Genomic DNA, 21,497 nt, shown 5'->3' on the forward strand with positions numbered 1-21,497 from the left:
AAATGATGTTTTTTTGGAGAAATTAAAAAAGAAGACTTTTTTAATTAATCATTTTGTTTTGAATCAGTTGTATGTTTTTTATTGATGCCAAAGGTGTAATTTTTATAGTTTTATCTCCTTTGACAAAATAAAAATAGTACAAACTGTTATTACCAATTAAAGATACATTTTTAGATTCACCTTCATTAAAATCCAATTGATAACTATATTCTAACTTGTTGTTTTTCAGCTTTTCTTTGCCAAAATAACCACCTGCAAGTCCGTAACCTAAAAAGAATGACAATAAGATTATTGCAAGAGATTTTATAGCAATACCGTTGTAATAGCTTTTAGTTTCTTCTGCAGATAGTTCATCTGTCGATTTTAACTCAAAAGTTTTTTTTATAAATGCTTTGTCTTTATTCTTAGCTAAATATGCAGGCAGATAAAAATGTGCTATAAACATTAGAATAATCGTAGCTAGAATAATTGGATTTGAAGTAAACTCAGCAATTGGACTAATTAACACATCCATAATTGTGGAGTATCTTAAAATATTGATTCCAAATTGATAATAATAAATACTGTCTTTTAGGATTCCCATTAAAATTAGGAAAAGGTAACCGAATGGGAGCAGTTTTTCTAAATCGTCAGAAATTTTCATTTATAGTTCTTTGGTTTATGGTTGTTTTTGGTTAATCTTTTAAGATTATTTGGAAGAACTAAAATAGCACTTTTACTTACAATTTTTTAATATTGAAGTATATTTTTTGAAGCTGTTTCCTGCTGTCCGCTATATCTTTTGTGCCGAACCCCGGCACAAAAGGATGCCAATTCCATCAGGGCTAGGGCAGTAGGATTATTTGTAGGCAGATTTATTAATTTTTACAATCTAAATTTTTTTCCTTCTTTATAATTTATTGGAAAGTTAGGACCTTTAACTCCAAATGGACCAGAGCCATTATCGTTATAATAGTATTCATTCTTGTCATCAGTGTATTTGCCTGAACATAATAAATTAAAAGTTGTGGTTTTTCTACTAGATTTTAAAACACTAATGTCGATCCAAACTGGAATTTTGTTATTTCTATATAATATATCTACAACCTCATTATCAGTTAAATCTAACTTTATTATGTTATTATCTTCAGGAAATATGTCGAATTTATTTGAGCCATCAATGTTACTTGCAACTGTAAGCATTAAATTATACTTAAAATCAGTTACTAATTTATTTTTGACAAACTTTTCAGCAAATTTAAAAGCAACAAAACTAGCTCCATTTAAATGAAATAAAAATTCACGCTTTGTCATAAAAAATAAATTTAAAATTAACTTTCTAATATTTCTGAATCTATTTTCCCTTTAAAAAATAAAAACTGCAATAAGAACGCTAATACAATTGTCAAAATTGCTCCAATAAAGTTAAGCCATAAATAACCTAGTTTTTCCTGACTGTAAATCATAAAATAATAAATTACAAAAATCGTAAGCTGGCTGATAATCGCACTGATAAACATTGGTTTTGCTTGAACTTTTCGTAAATAGAAACCAACTAAGAATATACCTAAAACCGTTCCGTAAAATATAGATCCGATAATATTTACGAGCTGAATTAAATTTTCAAACAAAGTTCCAACGCAGGCAAAAAGTATGGCAACAACTCCCCAGAAAAGTGTAAAAAACTTTGTAGCATTCAGATAATGCTTTTCTGATTTCTCACTGACGTTTCGCTTATAAATATCAATTGCGGTTGTAGAAGCCAATGCAGTTAGTCCAGAAGCCGTCGATGACATTGCCGCTGAAAGAATAACGGCCAATAACAATCCTATAAGTCCTTTTGGTAAATAATGAAGGATAAAGTGAAAGAACACATAATCCTTATCGTTGGTTTCAGAATTGCTGTCGGCTCTTGAAATAATTTCTTTGGCTTTATCGCGAAGATCTTTTTCTTTATTAGATAAAGCAACTAATTCTTTGCGCAAAATCGGATTATCATAATCTTGATTCAACTGATCGATATACAATAAGTTGATTACCTTTTTATCTTCAGAAAGTTTTTCTAGTTTTTTTTCTAAAGCCTGATATTCTCCTTTATATGCAGATTTTTCAATAGCAATTTTATTATTCGGATTAAAATTTAATGGTACTGGATTGAATTGAAAAAATACAAAAACCATTACTCCTGTTAGAAGAATAAAAAATTGCATCGGAACTTTTAAAAGTCCGTTCATGATTAATCCCATCTGGCTTTCACGTACCGATTTTCCTGATAGATAGCGTCCAACCTGTGATTGGTCTGTTCCAAAATAGGCGAGTGCTAAAAAGAAACCGCCGGTAATACCGCTCCAAAAAGTATATTTTTCTTCGGGATCAAAGGAGAAATTAACAATATTCATTTTGTCATTTGCTCCTGCAATATGTAGCGCACTGTTAAAAGTCATATCGTTTGGAAGATAATGCAGAATCAGGAAAAAAGTGATAAACATTCCAGACATGATTACAAACATCTGTTGTTTCTGTGTCACGTTTACGGCTTTTGTTCCACCAGAAAAAGTATAGATAATAACCAAAACTCCAATTATAATGTTCATTATGGTTAAATTCCATCCTAAAAGCGCTGACAAAATAATTGCCGGTGCATAAATTGTTAAACCAGTTCCTAAACCTCTTTGAACCAAGAATAAAATAGCGGCAAGAGAACGAGTTTTTACGTCAAATCTTCTTTCTAAAAATTCGTAAGCGGTATAAACTTTGGTTTTATGATATAGCGGAATAAACGTTACACAAATCACAATCATGGCAATTGGCAGACCAAAATAGAATTGCACAAAGCCCATTCCGTCATGATAAGCTTGTCCAGGGGTAGATAAAAAAGTAATGGCGCTGGCCTGGGTTGCCATAACAGAAAGTCCAACAGTATACCAAGGCGTTTCATTATTTCCTAAAATAAAATCCTCAACATTTTTACTGCCTTTGGTTTTCCACGAACCATATCCAACAATAAATAATAAGGTTACAATAAGTACGATCCAGTCAAATAGCTGCATAGGTTATGAGTATAATTGCATGATTAAGAAAAAAATAGCAATATAAATTGCATTAGCGACCAAAACATAGGTGTAGCTTTTTTTCCATTTTTTTTGTTTTTTCGCTTCCATAATTATTGCTTTATGTCTTGTTTAGGAGCTTCAATTGGCTGTTTTAGAGAAATAATATTCGATAATAATCGATACGCTCCAGAAACACCTTCTGGTAATTCCCTAAAGAAACTCAAACCTGTGTAAATATAATATCCTTTTCCGTACGGAGCTACTAATAAAGCTCCATCTTTAGCAGATTCTCCTTTATCATGTGACGAAATAATAGGAGTAAAGGCAGGATCATATTCATTTGGATAATACAAACCTTGTTCTTGTGTCCAGCCTTCAAAATCTTTTGAAGAAATTTTATTTGGCGTATTCAAAACTGGGTGATTTGGAGCTAGAAAAGTAATTTTTGCATTTTCTTCGGTCACACGGTCATTAGATAATTTTAACGGATAAGGTGCGATTTTATCGGTCACCAATTTTCCGTTAGTATTGTACTGAACAATCATGTTTTTACCGCCTTTAACAAAATTAAAAAGTATATTTTGTTTGTTAGCCAAAGCACTTACTGTATTGTAGGCGCGAATTCCTGTAATAACAGTACTAAAGGAATCTAATTTTTCTGGCGTAATTTCTTCTGGTTTTAAAATAGAAACTTTGTATCCCATTTGAGTTAAACTTTCAGGAACTTCGTCGCCTGCTCCCATAATGTAAGCAATTGCATCTCCAGAAGTTTTCAAATCTATTCGAATGCATTTAGATTCTGCTGGTTTTAAAACCATTTGTTTCGTAATATGGCTAAAATCTATAATCGTTTGATCTTTATCAAAACGTTTGTTGTCTACAACTGCAATGCTTTTTGCCACAACTTCTTCTGGGTTAACAGGAGGAGTTACTTCAAAATAAAATATTTGCTCGTTTCCTTTTTTGTCCAAAACAAACGGAATTTCTTTTGGAGAAACATTCCAGCTTTTTGGCAATTCTAATTGTAAATTTCCTTTTACATCGTCTTTTCCTGCGCGGACTTTTACAGGAATCATTTTGCTTTTAGTATCTCTAAAAATCAAAACTTTTTCTAAAATTGAGGTTGTAACTTCTGGTACAATATCAAGAAAATTATACATTTCACCTTTTACACCGTCATTATATTTGTAAACGACAGTTCGATCGAACGGAATTTCTACACCGTTTATTTTTACATTAAAAACAACTTTTACATTTCTGATGATGTCTGGAATACCAATATTTTCCTGATTAGAAACTGTGTACATTCCAACTGTTGCTTTTTCTTTTAGCCAATAAGGCTGTGTATACTCAATATTGTTTGGAAGTTGTAATTGAAGATTGATTCTCTGATCGTTATTATTCTTCAAAACGCTGTTTTGAACTGTAGTTTTATTGTCCGGCAATGTTGTTACACTTGCCAATTGCATATCAACACTGCATCTGTTAATAGCTTCAAGACTCAATCTAATTGTGCTTCCTGGAGTTGCTTCCTGCTCATTTGAAACCGCTTCAAGATATAATCCTGAGCATGATGCAATAATATTTTTTATAGCAGCAGATTTAATAGTTTTCCAATGTGTATCTTCCAAACCCTCGATCATAGAATAAGCCTTTACTAAATCTGGAATACTTGCAGATGGATTACTAAAATCATATTTCGAAATAATTGAAGTAATTAAGTCACCAACTGGTTTTCCGTTTTTAACTCGATTCCAAGTTGTGTCAATTCCGTCAAATAAATTATCTCTGTCTTTTGGGTTTTCGCCGTTAATAAGTTCTAAATATTCGGTTTCTTCGCCACGAACTCCTGTGCTTCCAAAACCTTGAGATTGGTGGCGGCTTCTGCTTAAAGCTGCAATTTCTTGGTTGGATTTCCCAATTCCAGTATAATAAACCCCAGTTTCTAATTTAGTAAATTTAGATTTATTAGCAGCATCAAATTTTTCCTGACTTCCGTAAAACCACCAAGACGGATTAAAAAATTGTCTTTTAACCTGCCACGGCGTTACATATTGCAATTGTTCTGGGTAAACTTTTGGATCATTGGTTAATTTAAAACTTTCAACACTCAACATTGCTGAGGATGTATGATGACCGTGCGTTGTTCCTGGCGAACGGTGATCGAATCTATTAATAATAATATCCGGCTGAAATTTTCTGATTGTCCAAACCACATCTGCTAAGACTTTGTCTTTGTCCCAAATATCTAGAGTCTCATCTGGATTTTTAGAAAAACCAAAGTCATTTGCACGGGAGAAAAACTGTTCTCCGCCATCAATTTTTCTGGCTTCAATTAGTTCTTGCGTTCTTATAACACCTAATAATTCACGTAATTGTGGTCCAATTAAGTTTTGTCCTCCATCACCGCGGGTTAACGATAAGTAACCAGTTCTGGCATTCATCTCATTTGCCAAATACGAAATCATTCGAGTATTTTCGTCATCAGGATGTGCAGCTACATATAATACAGAGCCTAAAAAGTTCAATTTTTTGATTTGATTGTAAATTTCAACCGAATTTGGTTTTTGTGGCTGTTGTGCAAATGAAGTTTGAAAACCTATAAAAAATAAAAGAAAGATTTGGATCTGTATTTTTCGCATGGTAATGAGTTAGTTGTTTTCTGAAATTGTCCCAAAAATACTAATTATTTTATGGAAGATTATTTAAATGAATTGTTAACGCACAATAATTGTACCTTAATTAAAGCAGTTAAAATAAAAAAAGCTGCCAGATTAGTTCTGGCAGCTTTCAAAATATTTAGGTTTTGAAATTTAACTATTGTTTATTTCAACTTGTTTTCTGTGTCTTTGTAAGTTCCTGTAATTGTAACATTACTTCCTTTTGTAACTTTCCCGTAGATTGTAATAGAAGAATCGTTTCCGATGAAATTAATTTTAGCACCGCTGTTTAATCTTAAATCTCCCCAAATTACAACCGAACCTTCAATTTGTAATACTGCATTATTATTTATGATAAGCTCTGTTGACTGTAGATATTTACCTTGAGACAAACTTCCTCTCATATTAAAAGTACCATTGGTATTTAAAGTTAAGTTACTTAAAACAGTTATAGCGCCGCAATGTGTTAAAACTGCACCAGAATTTACAATTGCCGAATTAATAGCTGTTGCACCTTGGTAAGATTTAATTTCATTGGAGTTTAAAATCAAATCTCTGCCTTGATTATAAATTCCGTATGAAGAACAACTGGCAAATGTAGTGTTTGGTTTTTCCATCTTAATGATTTTCAAACCGCCTGTTCCGCTGGCAACGTAAATATAGTTTCCGCTTGATTTTACGTAGTTTGAAGAACCTGCAATTCCTACAGAACCTAATAAACTTAATTGAGTTCCTGATTGATAAACATTAAGGCCTAAAGCACCATTTGCAAGAAATGCATATCCGTCGTTTACAGAAACAGCATTTGTAACATTATCTTCACCAGCAGTAGTAATTCCAATTGTTTGTAACTTAGAACCGCTGTTGATGTCGTAAACGCCAAGACCATTTGGACCTTCAGAAACCAAAAGTTTTGTTCCATCAATATCCATTGTTCTTTTTGCACCGCTTATATCTGTAGAAGTTGTAAAGCTTTTTTGCAAAGCAAGTGTCGATTGATTATAGATGTTAACTCCTTTATTTCCACTCAAAGTCACGACTTTATCAGAACTTAATGCAATAGAACGTAGATCTGACATTGCAGTTTTACCAGTAATTGCTTTAGTAGAAGTACTCATTTTAAACAAGCTTCCGTTATCTCCAGTTACAGCAAAATAATTAGAAGAATTAGCTGCTACATCTGTTGTAACTCTGCTTTCTAAATAATTAGTCGTTACTTTATCAGTAAGTAATCCAGAGCTTAAAGGCATATTAAAAACTATTGCAGGATTGTTTGCAAGCAAAGGGTCTTTATCTACATCTTTTGCTGCTCCAATAATTAAGTTTCCATTAGAGTAGGTAAGAGATGTAATATCAGTATTTGGAATTAAAGCTGATGTAACTAATTTTGGTTTATATGGATCTGAAACATCAATTACATCGATTGCTCCAGAATATACATCGCCTCTTGTGATATAAGAAACATAAGCATAGTTTCCGTTTACTGTAACGTGGCTTGCTTGTAATGTTTTTCCGTTAGCATCAACTGGCGGTTTTACTTCAGCAATTTGAACTAAAGGGAAAGTTGTAATAGTGTTGTCAGCAGATTTTCCTGTTAAAGAACCGTTTTCAATAGAAATTACTCCAGAATTGGTATAATCAAGCCTTTGACTTAAAGCATTTTGATCTGAAGTAATAGTAATGTTATTCAACGATTGTTATCGTTTTTGTTATCATCATTATTGTCACAGCCTATTAATAGTGACATTGTTAAAAATGAAAGCAAATAAACATTCTTTTTCATAAATTTCTTTTTTGGATTTTTAAAATTCGGTGCAAATATAAGTCAGAATCTCATTAAACAATGGTTAATTTTTTAAAACTAACTGTTTTTCAGTGATTTATATGTAAATTACAAAGATTTAACAAAAGTTCAAAGTTAAATTCGCAAAAAAAAGAGAGTATCATATTATTTGATACTCTCTTGTATTGAAAACTAGTGATTTATTATTATCTTCTTCCACGTCCGTGATCATGGTCGTCGTGACGATCATCATGTCTATCATGTTTATCATGATGCTTATCGTGTTTGTCATAATGTTTGTAATCTCTGTGGTCATGACGACGATCATTGTAACCATAAACTGGTCTTGGTTTGTATGGTCTTTGTGGAGCACCATGATATCCTTTATAATATTTTACTCTATGACGATCAAAATAAGTATAAGGAGTTCTACCATGATAATCGGTTAAAACTACTTTATAACCACCATATAAATCATAGTTTCTATATTGTCTTGGCAGGTAAGTTGTTCTAACCCATCTTCCTCCTCCAAAATATATAAATTGGGCAGCACGAACATCATAGTAAGCTTCAATATCTGGAAGATAGTAATATTCCATTTCGCTATATCCTGCAGGACCCCAAGCTGGAGGATTTCCTATGTTAACGTTTATCGATACTTGGGCTTGCGTGGCATTTGCAACCATTAGAAATAATCCGGCGATTGCTAATTTTATCGTTTTCATTTTGTTTATTTTTTTAAATGTTAATCTTGTTCAAAGATATTCATATACTGTGCCAAAAAAATAAAGCAAATGTATTTTATCGGATAAAAATGCATTTCGACGAGTCGTTTTTATAAAATTTTTATGCTAAATTATTGATTATAAATTGCTTTACGCTTTTTTGAAAATTTAGAAAAAAAATAAAATTATTTATAATCAACAACTCTTGGTTTTGCAAGTTCGAAGCTTTGAAGTCCATAATCTGTAGTTTCAAAAGTATTTGTTTTGAAAACATTATCGCCCTGAAGCGGAATACTTGGATAATATGAAATTGAAAGCTGAAATGAACTAAAAACCAAATAGTCATTACTAACCAACAATCCTAGGGTGAGTTTAGAATACGGTTTGCTTTTAGTCATTGCGACTTCTGGACTTCCTAAAACGGCAATGGAGTAATTAAAAAATGGATTTAAACGAAACCCCCATAATGCATGCGGAGAATAGGTTTGGGTTTGGAGTGATAAAACAGCTTTACTAGTCCCATACAATGCAGTATTAAATCCTGCTAAACCATTTTGTTCATTTATATTAAGTTCGTCACCAATCACATTGTCACGGTTTATGCCAAAAACAAATTTTGGATTTACGAATTGTCTTAATTTCCAGTTCCCAATACTGTACAACTTTGTAAAATAATTCGATTCAAATAAAAAAGCAGTACGGTAGGTTTTAGATTGATGAAAGAAAGTTCCAGCCTCAAAATTCATACTTAGAAATCCTAATCGATAGTAATTTCCAAATGAAAATTGTGCGCCGACATAAGGCCTCCAAAATGTGTTTTTGTATTGATAGCCAAATGTTACTCCATATATTCTGCCTATAGGAACGTCTTCCGTTTGTCCATTTCTAAAGATATAACTGTCTTTGATAAACTTTCGAGTATTCAATCCGATACCGCTTAGAATCAGTTTTTCACTTGAATAAAAATGATCTGGATCATAAACTTCTGTTGGCGATTCGCTGTAATTGACATTTAAAAATCTCGCAGTTGTAATAAGATTTGTTATTGCATCATGATCGTCTTTAAACATTTTAAAAGCTCGTCCAGCCCAAACATCCTGTGATGTATATTTCATCGGCTGATAGGCATAAGAAAGATCTGGAGCTTGAAGCGTATCTCGTCGGTAATATTCATCAACATAAACTCCGCCCGCCCATTTGGTTAAAGGAGAATAGAAATCACGTTCTACATCAATGCTTTTGATATAGTTATTATCTAAGTCCATTTTGTAGTGAAGAATGGTACTGATATAAGTGTTTTTGATATTCGGAACGGTATAGGTTGCTTCATTAGCATTTCGTCCATCATCAAATCGATTCGTAAAACGGTATTCCAGCTGCTGTCCAGAGCCAAAAAAATCTTTTTCTTTAAAACCAATCGAAACTTGATTGCTCGAAATAGAAAATCTCGGAATTGTACTCCAGGAATCTAAAACTCTAATTGTAACATCTACAGAATCAGATGCTTTTCCGACAGATTGATTGGAGATTCGAACGGCGGTCACATAACGCTGGGAACGAATCAAACGCTCAGATTCTAAAACTTTATAGGTATTATAAGGTGTATTTCGTTTGAATAACAATAAATTATAAATCGCTATTTTTTTTGTTTTTAAATGAAGCTTGTTTCCTGTTCGTTCTCCCCAGTTTTTGGGTACTTGTGTGGTATCTGCAACAGAATGACCAAACGGATCTAATGTAATAATATTTATATTTCGAATAATTTTGCCTTCATAATTTGTAGAGTCTATTTTTACCAAAAGTTCTTCTTTTTTCTTTGGTTTCCTCGATCTAAAAAATAGTTTATGCATAGTTTGCGTAAACTTATTTCTTTTAGAATAATTTCGGATTTTGTTATAGATTTCAGTACTGTCTTTTTGAGGTTTTGGCTCTTTTTTAGTTTGATCTACTTGTCCATATACACCTTGCAAGCAAAAGCATAACAGAATAAAAAATACTATTTTATTGTTTAAAGACATTCGGTAATTTTACTTCTAATAATTTTATTGTTTATGAATATAGGAATAAATAATAGGTTTAAAAAATAAGTTTTTTAATGCTCAACAGAAGTCCTTCTTATTCTCCATTTAAATTTCCTAGGTACGTGATTGCCCATGAGATATCCCCAAGGTGAAAGTGATTCAATTCTATCAAATATAATTTTTAGAATGGCTAAAAGCGGAATGGCTAAGAACATTCCGGCTATTCCTGCTGCAGCGCCGCCAACAATAATTCCCATAATAGAAACAAACGCATTGATTTCAACTTTAGAATTAATAATTAATGGCACAAGCAGATTATTATCAATAAGTTGAACAATTATATTTACTATCAGAATTCCAAGAATAACAGAAGTATCTGCAGATCCAGTTAATGATGCTAATACGGTAATGATTCCGGCAATTAAAATTCCGATATAAGGAATTAGGTTTAAAATTCCAGTTATAAGTCCTAACAATATAAAATATTTAATGCCAATAATCCACAATCCTAAACTGGTTAATATGGAAACAACAATCATTTCAATAATTAAACTAACAATATAATTGTTTACAGAAACTTTTATCTGCGAAAGAATGTCTTTTAAAACCGGATGATTTTCTTGGCTTATTAATTTAGCTAAAAACAATTTAAAATGCTCTTTATATATTAAAAACAAAAACGTATAAATTACGATAATCGTACTATCCAAAAGAACATCGCTTATAGATATTATAGAAGATACTATTGTAGCCTGGCCGTTTTTAACTGAATCTTTTGTTACTGTATCCAGATATTTTTTTTGTTCTCCAATGCTTACTTGAAAATTTTCTCTAATAAATTTATGAATTTCAATGATAAAAGTATTTGCATTTTTCTTTATGGTATCAAAATCATTCGCCATATAAGTAACCTGATAGGAAATGAAAACCAAAATACCGACAATGAAAGATAGAAAAATTAAAAGACAAACTATTGCGGCTAAATGCCTTGGGAATTTAAATTTTGTATTTAAAAAGGTAAAAATGGGAAGTAGTAGAACAGCAAATAAAAATGCCATTAAAACTGGAGTCAGAATATCTTTTCCAGTACAAAAAATAAAAGCAAAACAAATTAAAGTAACAAGTATAAAGCAAAGCTTTGCATAAAAAGGTAAAGTTATGGGCCGAGTCATTATTTGAAGATTTAAGCTGGTTTTATAAAACAAATATTACACTTTATTTGCTCTTTTCTGTTCTAGCTTTTCTTCGCGGCGTTATAGAATTCCCATTAACATTTAATCAAAAAACTCTCTTTCTTCATATTTGGCGGGAATAATAGAGATTCCTTTTTGCAGTAATAAATTGTTTGGAAAAATAATTTTCTCGCCTTCTTTTGTTTTTAAGCTCACATGGAAGGTATTGATGTCTTCAATTTCCGCTTCGATAGGAAAATCTTTATCATGTATTTTTATCGTGTCCCCAATTCTAAAAGGAAAAGAAAAGAATAAAATCATTCCAGAAGTAATATTGCTCAAAATCGACCATTGCGCAAACATAGCAACTCCAATTACAGTTGCAATCGAAGAAATAGTAATGAAAATATCTTGCGTTTCAACGCCCCAAACCACAATTAAACTGGTTGTAACCAATATATTCATTAAAATATTAATGTACTTGATTACTAAATTGGTTCGATGTTCAAACAAATGACTAGTAGAGGCAAAACGTCTTATCAATTTTGCAATAACCATTCTAAGAACAATCAATATAAGAATGAGAATTATGGTAGCTAAGATTTCGCGGCTATACTCTTTAAAAGAAAACATAAATAAATTTTTACACTAATGTACTTAAAAATTCGTAAACTTTTGCTGTCGGAAGCCCCATAACATTGGTGTAAGAGCCTTCAACTTTTGCAACTGCCATAAAACCAAACCATTCCTGAATGCCATAAGCGCCAGCTTTGTCGTAAGGTTTATAATTTTCTATGTAGTACAAAATTGCTTCATCAGATAAATCATTGAAAGTAACTTTTGTATTATCATGCAATAGAGTAGAAGAGTCAGCAGTTTTAAAGCATACAGAAGTAATTACTTCATGAGTAGCGTTAGACATTGATTTGATCATTTCAAAAGCTTCTTCCGCATTTTTTGGTTTTCCCAATGCTTTATTTTGATGCCATACAATTGTATCACTCGTTACTAAAATTTCATTTTCTTGTAACTCGCCTTCAAAAGCTTTAGCTTTTAGTTCGGCCAGATAATCGGTTATTTCTACTGCTTTTAATTCTGGCGGATAAATCTCTTCAATATCTTTTAATCGAATTTCAAAATCAAGATCTAAATCCTTAAAAAACTGCTGTCTTCTTGGCGAACCAGAAGCTAAAATGATTTTATATTTTTGTAGTTTTTCTTTAAGCATTGTATTTGATATTTAAGGCGATAACCAAGATTGATAAAATTCCGAAGAATAAAACAAGTTTTAAAATAGTACTTAAATGATGAAAATCTTTTTGAGATTTTGCAGTAAATATTTTGACTATGAAATATAATAATGGGGCTAAAACTGTAACAAACGAATAAAGGACAGCAATATAAAGCTTGTTCTCCATAAAATAAATATTGCTGTAAAGCGCAGATAATATAAACGCAATAACGGCAAAGCCTAAAGCAATTTTGGCAGCTCTATTAATTCCAATAGCAATGGGTAATGTATTCATTCCTTGATTGTAATCTCCATTTACATCTTCAATATCTTTAACTATTTCACGAATAAAATTAATCATAAAAGCAAATAAGGCATAATCTATTAGAATTGAAAAAAGACTTGCCATCTGCGCTTGATTTTCAGCAGTTGTTGCTGGAAAAAGATCAAAAACTCCAATAATTAAAACGCTCACAGCAAGAAGCAATGCAACAACAAAATTGCCCAAAATCATAATTTGCTTTAAGGTTGTTGCGTAAAAATATAATAAAGAAGCAATCAAGATAAAAAGCGAAGCAAAAGTTGGTCTCAGAATAATATTCGACAGAATAAAACCAATGGCAACTCCAGAAATATTTAAACCAATATAAATATTATAAGCCGCCGTTTCTGTTATTCCTTTACCAACAACCACGTCGTTAGGTTTATTAATACTATCGGTTGCAACATCATAAATGTTATTAATGACATAACCCGCTGCGGCTAGCAAAACAGTACTCAAAACCAATAATCCATATTGCCAGTCTGACAATGCTAACGGAATATCCTGCTGTTTTAAAAATGCATAACGAAAAAGAAGCTGCATAAAAGCAAGCATTAATAAGTTTTTATAACGAATAAGTTTTAGGTATTTCATTTTTGAGGTTCTGAGTGGCTAAGTTGCTAAGGTTCTAAGATTTTTATGTTTATGGCTTGTAAAAATATAAATGTTACGTTCATTAACAATTTATAATTGATAATTCACAATTAATTAATCGTGTTTTCCATCAAAATACTCCATCCATTTCCCTTGCACCTTCATAACTTGTTCGATGACGTCTCTTGCAGCGCCTCTTCCGCCTTTTACGTGTGAAATGTAACGACAGATATTTTTAATTTCTGGACTTGCATCTTGTGGGCAGGCTGGAAGTCCAACTAATTTCATTACATGAAAATCAGGAATATCATCTCCCATATACAACACATTTTCAGGCTTAATATTATAAGTTTCGGTGTATTCTTTAAAAGTTTTTACTTTATTTGGAGTTCCTAAATGAATGTCGTTAACACCCAGATTACGAAGACGAATGCGGACACCTTCATTGCTTCCGCCAGAAATAACGCATACTTTGAAACCGCTTTCGATTGCTGCTTTTAAAGCATAACCATCACGAATATTCATTGTTCTTAACATTTCGCCTTCATTGGTTACAAAAACAGAACTGTCTGTAAGTACGCCGTCTACATCAAAAACAAACGTTGTGATGTCATTCATTATTTCTTTATAACTTTTTGCCATTATCTTGTATAGATTGTGTTAGGATTTTATAGATTTTTTTTTTGTTTTCATTTTGTAAAAAATCCAAATGTGCATTGATTGTTTTGGAATCTTCACGTTTTGCAGGACCTGTCTGCGCCTCAGTTGGATCAAGCGTGTTAATTTTATCCGCCGTCTCTTGAATTAAAGGTCTTAGTATTGAAAAAGGAACTTGATTTTCTTCACAAATTTCTTGTCCAATTTGATAAAGATGATTGGTAAAATTATTCACAAAAACTGCAGCGACATGAAGTGCTTTTCGCTGCTCTGAATTTATCGAATAAACGGCTGTAGAAACACTTTTAGCTACAGATTCTAAAAGTTTAAAATCAGCAGTATTTTCAGCCTCTAAGCAAAAAGGAATTATAGAAAAATCTATATTTTTATTTTTAGAAAAAGTCTGGAGCGGATAAAAAACGCCCCTGCGATTTTTTTCATCTAAAACATCTATTGGTGATGTTCCAGAAGTATGAACTACAAACTGATTATTAAATGGAAGTTGTTCTGAAACTTCGGTAATTGCATTGTCTGAAACTGCAATTATATGTAGATCAGCAGTCTGTAATTCACTGTAGTCAGAAATAATTTTTTCATAATCAACCAAATGAGCCACAGCTTCCTTGTTTCTTGAAAAAACCTGTTTAATTTCTACAGTTTTGCTTGTATCAAAAGCTTTTATTAAATGCTGTGCGACGTTGCCGGAACCGATTATTGTTATCTGAATCATAAGAGCAAAATTAGTATTATTTTTTATAAAGATAATTTGTAATGAAAACTTTTGCGACAGATTGCAGGGTACTAATATGATTTTTATTTTCAGACATTATTCTAATTGCCAAGATTAAAGTATGATAATCTATTTTAATTTATAAGAAAATAATCAAGACAGCTATATTGTAAATGTTTGTTTTTGTAAAAATAAGTTTACTTTTTTGAGAATTTGATCAAATTTCTTGCTATATATTTGGTTTTTATTAACAAATATCACATACCTCAAATCAACATTTTTAAGTACTTTTGTGCCACTTTTATACAATGTAATTCCTTAAAAATGGATAAAAAAATATTCTCTTTTTTGTTTTCTACACGATTAATGGCCGTTCTTTTTTTAACATTCGCAATTGCAATGGGTGTTGGAACTTTTATCGAAAGTAAATACAATACCGATACAGCCAGAATACTTATTTACAATACTTGGTGGTTTGAGGCGATAATGCTTGTTTTTGTGATCAATTTCTTCGGAAACATTAAACGTTATCAACTGCTTAAAAAAGAAAAGTGGGCAACATTCTTACTGCATATTTCTTTTATTTTCATCATTTTAGGAGCTTTTATTACCCGTTACATTAGTTATGAAGGAATGATGCCTATTCGCGAAGGCGCTGCAGAAAATCAAATTTACTCCGATAAAACTTTCTTAACCATTTTTGTGGATGGTGAATATAAAGGGGAGATGAAAAGAAGGGTTTTTGAAAAAAATCTGTTATTATCTCCTGTTACTAATAATGATTTCAGTGTTTCTGGAAAATTTGATGAAACACCTTTTGAAGTTACATACTCTAATTATATAATGGGAGCGAAGGAAGTGGTTAAACCAGATCCAAACGGAACTTTATATCTTAAATTAGTAGAAGCTGGTGCCGGCGGACGTGAAGAACATTATCTTAAAGAAGGTGAGGTTCAAAATATTCACAATGTTTTATTTGCTTTAAATAAACAAACTGACGGTGCGATAAATATTAATACAACTGGAGAAAAATATACGATTCAAACTCCTTTTGAAGGAGAATTTATGCGAATGGCAGACAAATTTAAAGGTACTGTCACAAAAGATAACGTACAGCCTCTTATGATGCGTTCTTTATATAGTATAGGCGATATTCGTATTGTTTTTCCAGATCCAGCTATGAAAGGTAAGGTTGAATATGAATCAAATAATGATTTTAAAGCTAAATCTCATACAGACGCTTTGGTCGTAAAAGTTAAAGCTGAAGGACAAGAAAAAGAAGTAATGCTGATGGGCTCTAAAGGCCAGATTGGAGAGGCTAAAACGGTTAAAATTGGTAATATTGAATATTCTTTATTTTATGGAAGTAAAGCATACATTTTACCTTTTAAAATAAAATTGAACGATTTTATAGCAGAAAAATATCCTGGTACCGAAAAAAGTTATTCTTCATATAAAAGTAAAGTTACTGTCCAGGATTCTACAGAAACTTTTGATTATGATATTTTTATGAATCACGTTTTAGATCATAAAGGATATCGTTTCTTCCAGTCTTCATTTGATCCAGATGAAAAAGGAACTGTTTTATCTGTAAACCATGATTTTTGGGGAACTAACATTACTTATTTGGGTTATTTTTTACTTTATATAGGACTTATGGCAATTATGTTTACAAAACATTCTCGTTTTGGTGATTTGAAACGTAAACTAGAAGCGGTTAAAAAGAAAAAAGAAAAGCTAATTACTATTTTAGTTTTAATGATAAGCTTAAGTGGTTTTGCACAGCAGACTCCACATGTTCATTCTCATGATCACGATCACGCGCATACCGCAGATCCTAATGATCATGCTAATCATGTTACAGCGCCGCCAAGTCAAAAACAATTAGATTCATTATTAACTATTTATAAAGCACCAGAATCGCACGCAGCAAAATTTGGACGATTGATTATCCAAGATGCCGGCGGAAGAATGAAGCCTATTAATACGTTTTCGTCTGAGTTACTTCGAAAAGTAAGCCATAAGGATACTTACAATGGAATGAATTCTGATCAGGTTTTCTTATCGATGACGCAATATGCTCAGGTTTGGATTCAGATTCCTTTGATTTATATTAAATCTGGAAATGATAGTATTCGTAAAATTATCGGAATTGATTCGAAAGATCAATACGCTCCGTTTGTGAAATTCTTTGATGAGCAGGGAAATTATAAATTATCTCCTTATTTGGATGAGGCTTACAAAGCTGCAAATCCAAATAATTTTGAGAAAGATTTTGTTGAGACAGATAAAAAAGTAAACTTAATGGAATCTGCTTTAAGCGGAAGCATTTTGAGAATATTCCCGGTTCCAAACGATCCAAATCATAAATGGGTTTCTTATTTAGAACGCAATAATAATGGCTTTAAAGGAATGGATTCAACTTACGTTAACCAAATTCTGCCTTTATATTTTAGTGCCCTAAACAACGGTTCAATTGCTAAAAACTTTGACACAGCAGACAATTTAGTTGAAAGCATTAATGGTTTTCAAAAGAAATTTGGTAGCAAAGTACGACCAAGTGAAGACAAAATCGATGCTGAGATAGCTTATAATAAATACGACGTTTTTCAAAAATTACCGTATTGGTATATTACAGTAGCAAGCTTTATGTTCATTTTTATTATCGTGAACATTTTCTTTGAGAAAAAATGGCTTCGTATTACAATAGATGGTTTCCATGTTTTAGTCGGATTGTTATTTGCAATTCATACATTAGGATTAATTGCACGCTGGTATATTTCTGGTCACGCGCCTTGGAGTAATGCTTACGAATCAATCGTTTATGTAGCTTGGTCTACAATGTTCTTCGGATTGGCTTTTGACAGAAAATCAAAATTAACAGTGGCGTCATCTGCATTTGTTACTGCTATGATTTTAATGGCGGCTTACATGAACTGGATTGACCCTGAAATTGCAAACTTACAGCCAGTTCTTAACTCGTATTGGTTAATGATTCACGTGGCAGTTATTGTTGGTAGTTATGGTCCAACTGCATTAGGATTTATTTTAGGCTTTGTTGCATTGCTCTTGATTTTCTTTACAACTGAGAAAAATAAAGCCAAAATGGAACTTAATTTAAAAGAGATTACATATATCAACGAAATGGCTTTAACTATTGGTTTGATCATGCTTACTATTGGAAACTTCTTAGGCGGACAATGGGCAAACGAAAGCTGGGGACGTTACTGGGGATGGGATCCAAAAGAAACTTGGGCTTTAATCTCGATTATGATTTATGCATTTGTAATTCACGCTCGTTTTGTTCCTGCTTTAAGAGGAAAATGGTTCTTCAACTTAATGAGTATGTTTGCATTTGTTTCAATTCTGTTTACTTATTATGGAGTAAATTTCCATTTGGTTGGTTTGCATTCTTACGCAAGCGGAGAAGCGCATTCATTAAATTGGGTTTATTACACTTTGATTTCCATTAGTGTTATTGGAGCTGTTACCTATCCAAAATATAGAAAGTACTATAAAAGTAAAAAAGTAAAGAAATAAATAATTCAAAGGAATTATTAATTCAAAAAAAGGTTCAACTTAATGTTGAACCTTTTTGTTTTTTAAAAGTTACCTGTAATTAAAAGTATTACTGCAAAAACAATTGTAAAGCAGATTAAAAATATGATATGACTAAGTATCGATAAAAAGAATGCTCGTGTTTTTGATATTTTATTGAAAAATTGAATGTTGGTCCAAAATATTAATATAATACCTATTAGATAGGTTACAAACGAAAACTGCTGTAAATTATGCGTACTGTTGAAATAAAATAATATTGGAAATGTCAAAATCTGGACAAAAAGCCGCTGTGAAGCTTTAAAAGTATTGAGAACAAAAAATTCAAAAAAGTTATATCCCTGATTTCTAAAAACAATATAAGTACCAATTGTATATAACGGTATTGTAGCAATTGTTACCCAAGAGAAATGTGTTGTAATCCATTCATTTAGATTTTCATAATCTAATGCATCATTTGAATCATTTGCTAAATAATGAATATTAAAATAATGGAATAAAAAACCATAAAAAGTTGCTAACAGAACAACCAAAGATAAAGGTTTGAAATGTCTGACGCGTTTTCCTTCAATAAATTCGCGAACAGTATCTCCAGGCCTTGTAAATAGTTCCTTTAAAGAAAAGAGAATTCCCTGATCAAAATGGAATAAGCCATGCTGTATGTCGTGCCATAAAAAATGACCGTTAATTTTGTGTGTTTCTGTGCTTTGGCCGCAATTATTGCAGTAATTACCAGTATAAACTTGCTGACAGTTTTTACAAGTTATTTTCATCATAACTAATCTTTATAATTTAATTTAAATCCATTTGGGAACATAATCGCTAATAAAACACAAATTAATAAAAAATTATATTCTATACCATTTCTTCCACCGCCAACGACAAACCATCCATCCTGAAAATGAACCAGAATAATTCCCATAAGCAAAATAAAAATAGTTATGAATCCTGCAGGTTTTACATATTTGTTTAAAAGCAGTAATATAGCCGCTGCAATATGCGACAATTTAATTGACCAAGCCAGAAAAACACCAAAAGGAGCAAAGCCAATTTGATTTAAAAATAAATTTCCGAAATCATTTATTCCGTTATTAAACATTCCGAAAACAGAATGAGTTAATAAAATGATTGCAGTTGCAATTCTTAAAAGTAAAGTTCCATTCATAGATCTTTTGATAGAGTTTATTTTGTAAAAATAAAAAAGCGCATATTAAAAGTACTTAATATACGCTTTGCATTTATAAATATTTAAGTTTTTAAACTTTTCCTAAAGTATACAATTGTTCCATTGTTGGAGTTAAACTTCCTCCTGCAGGTTCCAGCGTGATACCGAACGCTTCTGCCGAATCGGTCTGGCTTACAGCAAAGATTTTTTGTCTATTTCCTTCGAAATTATCCAGTAAACCAATACTTGTAGGCGTAAGAACTGGACTTAATTTTAAAGACCAAACTTGATAAACCATTCCTTTTGGAGGCGTTGGCAGACCAGCGGCATCAATATAAGTTGTTTTAGTTTGTTTATTCCAATACACTTTTGCAAAAGATGTAGGAGAAACAGCCTGACCGCCAAGAGTTACACCAGTATTTTTGATATCTCTAACAATACTCAGGTTTTTCTCTGTTTGTTTATTTTGCTGATCTAAATAAGCATACTCTCTTTGGATTTTATTTTTTTCATTTCCAACATTTGAAATTGCTTCCTTAGTTTTTGTTAATTCTAAAGTTTGATAGCCTAAACCAAGCAATAATAATACTGCCGCGGCCCAGCCCACATATTGAGACCAGTTTGAAGCTGGTTTCATATCGACTACTTTGCCATGTTTAAGTTCCAGACGGGCTTTTATTTTCTCAAAATTCTCCACAGAATGGAAAGGAGAGAAGCTCGAAGATAAAGCAATTATAGCCTTTTCGATCGAAATAATTTCCTGATCAACTTCAGGATTGTTTTTTGCCAGTTCAGCTATTTCTAGGTTTTCTTTTTCGCTTAGTAAGCCATATACATATAACTCTAGAATTCCTGATTCTATATATTCTTGTGCTTCCATTATATTTTTAAATAATTACGTAAATCGTTAATACAGTTTCTGTTTTGTGTCTTGATCGTGCCCAGTGGAATGGCTAATTCTTCCGAAGCTTCTTGCTGGGTATATCCTTTAAAGAATAACAAATTGATGATTTCAATACATTTTGGTTTAAGTTTCTTTACGAATTCCTGAATTCCAATTGCATCAAGTTTATTAGCTAATTTATTACTGTCATCTAACAGATTTACGAAATTATCAGAGGAAAGGTTTTTTTGGCTGTTATTAAAGTTTTTAGAACGAAGTTTATCAATCGAAGTGTTTCGAGCGATATTAAGAATCCAAGTGTAAAATCGTCCTTTACTTTCATTATAAGAATCGATGTTTTTCCAGATTTTTACAAAGACGTCTTGTAAAACATCTTCTGCTTCTTCTCGATTTTTGATTAAGACATGAATGACAGAAAATAAGCTTTTAGAATACATATCATATAAATGTGTAAAAGCTTTTTCGTCCTTTTTGTAAATTAAAACTAACAATTCTTCTTGACTCATAGATTTGGATTTTAAGTTTAAACATAAAAAGTTAGACAGCTGGTGGTAACCAGTTATAAAGATAATTTATTTTTTTCGGATTTTTTTTTATTTTTTTTGTAGTCTAAACCCTAGGAAAATAAAGGGGTTTAAAAAAAAATATGATTTTTTTACTTTTTTTTAAAACCAAAAACAATCCAATTTCGTAAATAAATTTAGAAGTAGGAAAAAGAATATATTAAAAATGAAAAGCGATTCTAAAAACTGATATTATGAATAAGAGAAATGCAATTAAAATATTAATCGTAGGATTGACAACTGTTTTAGCATTGACTGTTTTTAATAAAGTTGATTTTAGAAAAGAGATGTTGATTAAAAGCTCTAAATGAGAAACGTTATGAATTTGTTCTTTAAATTTTGAAAAGTTGAAAACTAAATATAGTATAGTTGATGCACTC

At 31.6% G+C, this 21,497-nt stretch carries 18 protein-coding genes; 1 reads left to right on the forward strand and 17 read right to left on the reverse strand.

The features are described from left to right. Positions 1-40: 40 nt before the first annotated feature. The 13 genes from EDB96_RS12750 to EDB96_RS12810 form a co-directional block, all read right to left on the reverse strand. Complete coding sequence (locus EDB96_RS12750; protein WP_134141194.1) at positions 41-643, reverse strand: hypothetical protein; 603 nt, start codon at positions 641-643, stop codon at positions 41-43. A 221-nt stretch (positions 644-864) separates the two neighbouring features. Further along, a complete protein-coding gene (locus tag EDB96_RS12755) occupies positions 865-1,293 on the reverse strand; it encodes a hypothetical protein (protein WP_134141195.1) in 429 nt (142 codons plus the stop codon). Positions 1,294-1,310: 17 nt separating this feature from the next. Continuing rightward, positions 1,311-3,029: a sodium:solute symporter gene (locus EDB96_RS12760; protein ID WP_134141197.1), complete on the reverse strand. Its 1,719-nt coding sequence runs from the start codon at positions 3,027-3,029 to the stop codon at positions 1,311-1,313. Between the two features lie 113 nt (positions 3,030-3,142). After that, positions 3,143-5,674 carry a PIG-L family deacetylase gene (locus EDB96_RS12765; protein WP_134141198.1) on the reverse strand — a complete coding sequence of 844 codons (2,532 nt, stop codon included), beginning with the start codon at positions 5,672-5,674 and terminating at the stop codon, positions 3,143-3,145. 182 nt (positions 5,675-5,856) lie between these two features. After that, positions 5,857-7,383, reverse strand: a complete 1,527-nt coding sequence (locus EDB96_RS12770; protein ID WP_243839341.1) for a hypothetical protein — start codon at positions 7,381-7,383, stop codon at positions 5,857-5,859. Between the two features lie 298 nt (positions 7,384-7,681). Then, positions 7,682-8,200 (reverse strand): hypothetical protein, encoded by a 519-nt coding sequence (locus EDB96_RS12775; protein WP_057117893.1) that lies wholly within the window; start codon positions 8,198-8,200, stop codon positions 7,682-7,684. 185 nt (positions 8,201-8,385) lie between these two features. Then, the gene (locus EDB96_RS12780) at positions 8,386-9,999 is read right to left on the reverse strand and encodes a hypothetical protein (protein WP_317126470.1); all 1,614 of its coding nucleotides are present in this window, start codon (positions 9,997-9,999) and stop codon (positions 8,386-8,388) included. A 293-nt stretch (positions 10,000-10,292) separates the two neighbouring features. Beyond that, the gene (locus EDB96_RS12785; RefSeq protein ID WP_057117895.1) at positions 10,293-11,393 is read right to left on the reverse strand and encodes an AI-2E family transporter; all 1,101 of its coding nucleotides are present in this window, start codon (positions 11,391-11,393) and stop codon (positions 10,293-10,295) included. A 102-nt stretch (positions 11,394-11,495) separates the two neighbouring features. Continuing rightward, a complete protein-coding gene (locus EDB96_RS12790) occupies positions 11,496-12,026 on the reverse strand; it encodes a mechanosensitive ion channel domain-containing protein (RefSeq protein ID WP_057117896.1) in 531 nt (176 codons plus the stop codon). A gap of 10 nt (positions 12,027-12,036) precedes the next feature. Next, positions 12,037-12,621: a Maf-like protein gene (locus tag EDB96_RS12795; RefSeq protein WP_134141199.1), complete on the reverse strand. Its 585-nt coding sequence runs from the start codon at positions 12,619-12,621 to the stop codon at positions 12,037-12,039. Beyond that, the gene (locus EDB96_RS12800; protein WP_082586818.1) at positions 12,614-13,540 is read right to left on the reverse strand and encodes a geranylgeranylglycerol-phosphate geranylgeranyltransferase; all 927 of its coding nucleotides are present in this window, start codon (positions 13,538-13,540) and stop codon (positions 12,614-12,616) included. Before EDB96_RS12800 ends, EDB96_RS12795 begins: the two co-directional genes overlap by 8 nt. A 114-nt stretch (positions 13,541-13,654) precedes the next feature. Further along, entirely contained in the window at positions 13,655-14,182 is a 528-nt protein-coding gene (locus EDB96_RS12805) for a KdsC family phosphatase (protein WP_134141200.1), read from the reverse strand. Next, positions 14,166-14,927 (reverse strand): Rossmann-like and DUF2520 domain-containing protein, encoded by a 762-nt coding sequence (locus tag EDB96_RS12810; RefSeq protein WP_134141202.1) that lies wholly within the window; start codon positions 14,925-14,927, stop codon positions 14,166-14,168. The genes EDB96_RS12805 and EDB96_RS12810 overlap by 17 nt, the downstream gene beginning before the upstream one ends. A 324-nt stretch (positions 14,928-15,251) precedes the next feature. Here EDB96_RS12810 and ccsA point away from each other — a divergent pair, with 324 nt between their 5' ends. Further along, entirely contained in the window at positions 15,252-18,467 is a 3,216-nt protein-coding gene (ccsA, locus tag EDB96_RS12815) for a cytochrome c biogenesis protein CcsA (protein WP_134141203.1), read from the forward strand. Between the two features lie 62 nt (positions 18,468-18,529). Here ccsA and EDB96_RS12820 read toward each other — a convergent pair whose 3' ends face one another. The 4 genes from EDB96_RS12820 to EDB96_RS12835 form a co-directional block, all read right to left on the reverse strand. Continuing rightward, positions 18,530-19,261: a DUF3667 domain-containing protein gene (locus EDB96_RS12820; RefSeq protein WP_057117901.1), complete on the reverse strand. Its 732-nt coding sequence runs from the start codon at positions 19,259-19,261 to the stop codon at positions 18,530-18,532. Between the two features lie 2 nt (positions 19,262-19,263). Further along, a complete protein-coding gene (locus tag EDB96_RS12825; protein ID WP_057117902.1) occupies positions 19,264-19,650 on the reverse strand; it encodes a DoxX family protein in 387 nt (128 codons plus the stop codon). A 91-nt stretch (positions 19,651-19,741) separates the two neighbouring features. Further along, the gene (locus tag EDB96_RS12830; protein WP_134141204.1) at positions 19,742-20,530 is read right to left on the reverse strand and encodes an anti-sigma factor domain-containing protein; all 789 of its coding nucleotides are present in this window, start codon (positions 20,528-20,530) and stop codon (positions 19,742-19,744) included. Further along, entirely contained in the window at positions 20,530-21,060 is a 531-nt protein-coding gene (locus EDB96_RS12835) for an RNA polymerase sigma factor (RefSeq protein ID WP_057117904.1), read from the reverse strand. The genes EDB96_RS12830 and EDB96_RS12835 overlap by 1 nt, the downstream gene beginning before the upstream one ends. Between the last annotated feature and the right edge of the window lie 437 nt (positions 21,061-21,497).

The organism is Flavobacterium sp. S87F.05.LMB.W.Kidney.N (assembly GCF_004366435.1).
Classification (GTDB): domain Bacteria; phylum Bacteroidota; class Bacteroidia; order Flavobacteriales; family Flavobacteriaceae; genus Flavobacterium.

What these genes read in the sequence shown, in the direction of transcription:
- EDB96_RS12830 (WP_134141204.1), bottom strand. Translation starts at nt 20,530, where the DNA reads ATGGAAGCACAAGAATATATAGAATCAGGAATTCTAGAGTTATATGTA.
- EDB96_RS12800 (WP_082586818.1), bottom strand. Translation starts at nt 13,540, where the DNA reads ATGAAATACCTAAAACTTATTCGTTATAAAAACTTATTAATGCTTGCT.
- ccsA (WP_134141203.1), top strand. Translation starts at nt 15,252, where the DNA reads ATGGATAAAAAAATATTCTCTTTTTTGTTTTCTACACGATTAATGGCC.
- EDB96_RS12750 (WP_134141194.1), bottom strand. Translation starts at nt 643, where the DNA reads ATGAAAATTTCTGACGATTTAGAAAAACTGCTCCCATTCGGTTACCTT.
- EDB96_RS12805 (WP_134141200.1), bottom strand. Translation starts at nt 14,182, where the DNA reads ATGGCAAAAAGTTATAAAGAAATAATGAATGACATCACAACGTTTGTT.
- EDB96_RS12790 (WP_057117896.1), bottom strand. Translation starts at nt 12,026, where the DNA reads ATGTTTTCTTTTAAAGAGTATAGCCGCGAAATCTTAGCTACCATAATT.
- EDB96_RS12810 (WP_134141202.1), bottom strand. Translation starts at nt 14,927, where the DNA reads ATGATTCAGATAACAATAATCGGTTCCGGCAACGTCGCACAGCATTTA.
- EDB96_RS12755 (WP_134141195.1), bottom strand. Translation starts at nt 1,293, where the DNA reads ATGACAAAGCGTGAATTTTTATTTCATTTAAATGGAGCTAGTTTTGTT.
- EDB96_RS12765 (WP_134141198.1), bottom strand. Translation starts at nt 5,674, where the DNA reads ATGCGAAAAATACAGATCCAAATCTTTCTTTTATTTTTTATAGGTTTT.
- EDB96_RS12775 (WP_057117893.1), bottom strand. Translation starts at nt 8,200, where the DNA reads ATGAAAACGATAAAATTAGCAATCGCCGGATTATTTCTAATGGTTGCA.
- EDB96_RS12795 (WP_134141199.1), bottom strand. Translation starts at nt 12,621, where the DNA reads ATGCTTAAAGAAAAACTACAAAAATATAAAATCATTTTAGCTTCTGGT.
- EDB96_RS12835 (WP_057117904.1), bottom strand. Translation starts at nt 21,060, where the DNA reads ATGAGTCAAGAAGAATTGTTAGTTTTAATTTACAAAAAGGACGAAAAA.
- EDB96_RS12785 (WP_057117895.1), bottom strand. Translation starts at nt 11,393, where the DNA reads ATGACTCGGCCCATAACTTTACCTTTTTATGCAAAGCTTTGCTTTATA.
- EDB96_RS12825 (WP_057117902.1), bottom strand. Translation starts at nt 19,650, where the DNA reads ATGAATGGAACTTTACTTTTAAGAATTGCAACTGCAATCATTTTATTA.
- EDB96_RS12820 (WP_057117901.1), bottom strand. Translation starts at nt 19,261, where the DNA reads ATGATGAAAATAACTTGTAAAAACTGTCAGCAAGTTTATACTGGTAAT.
- EDB96_RS12760 (WP_134141197.1), bottom strand. Translation starts at nt 3,029, where the DNA reads ATGCAGCTATTTGACTGGATCGTACTTATTGTAACCTTATTATTTATT.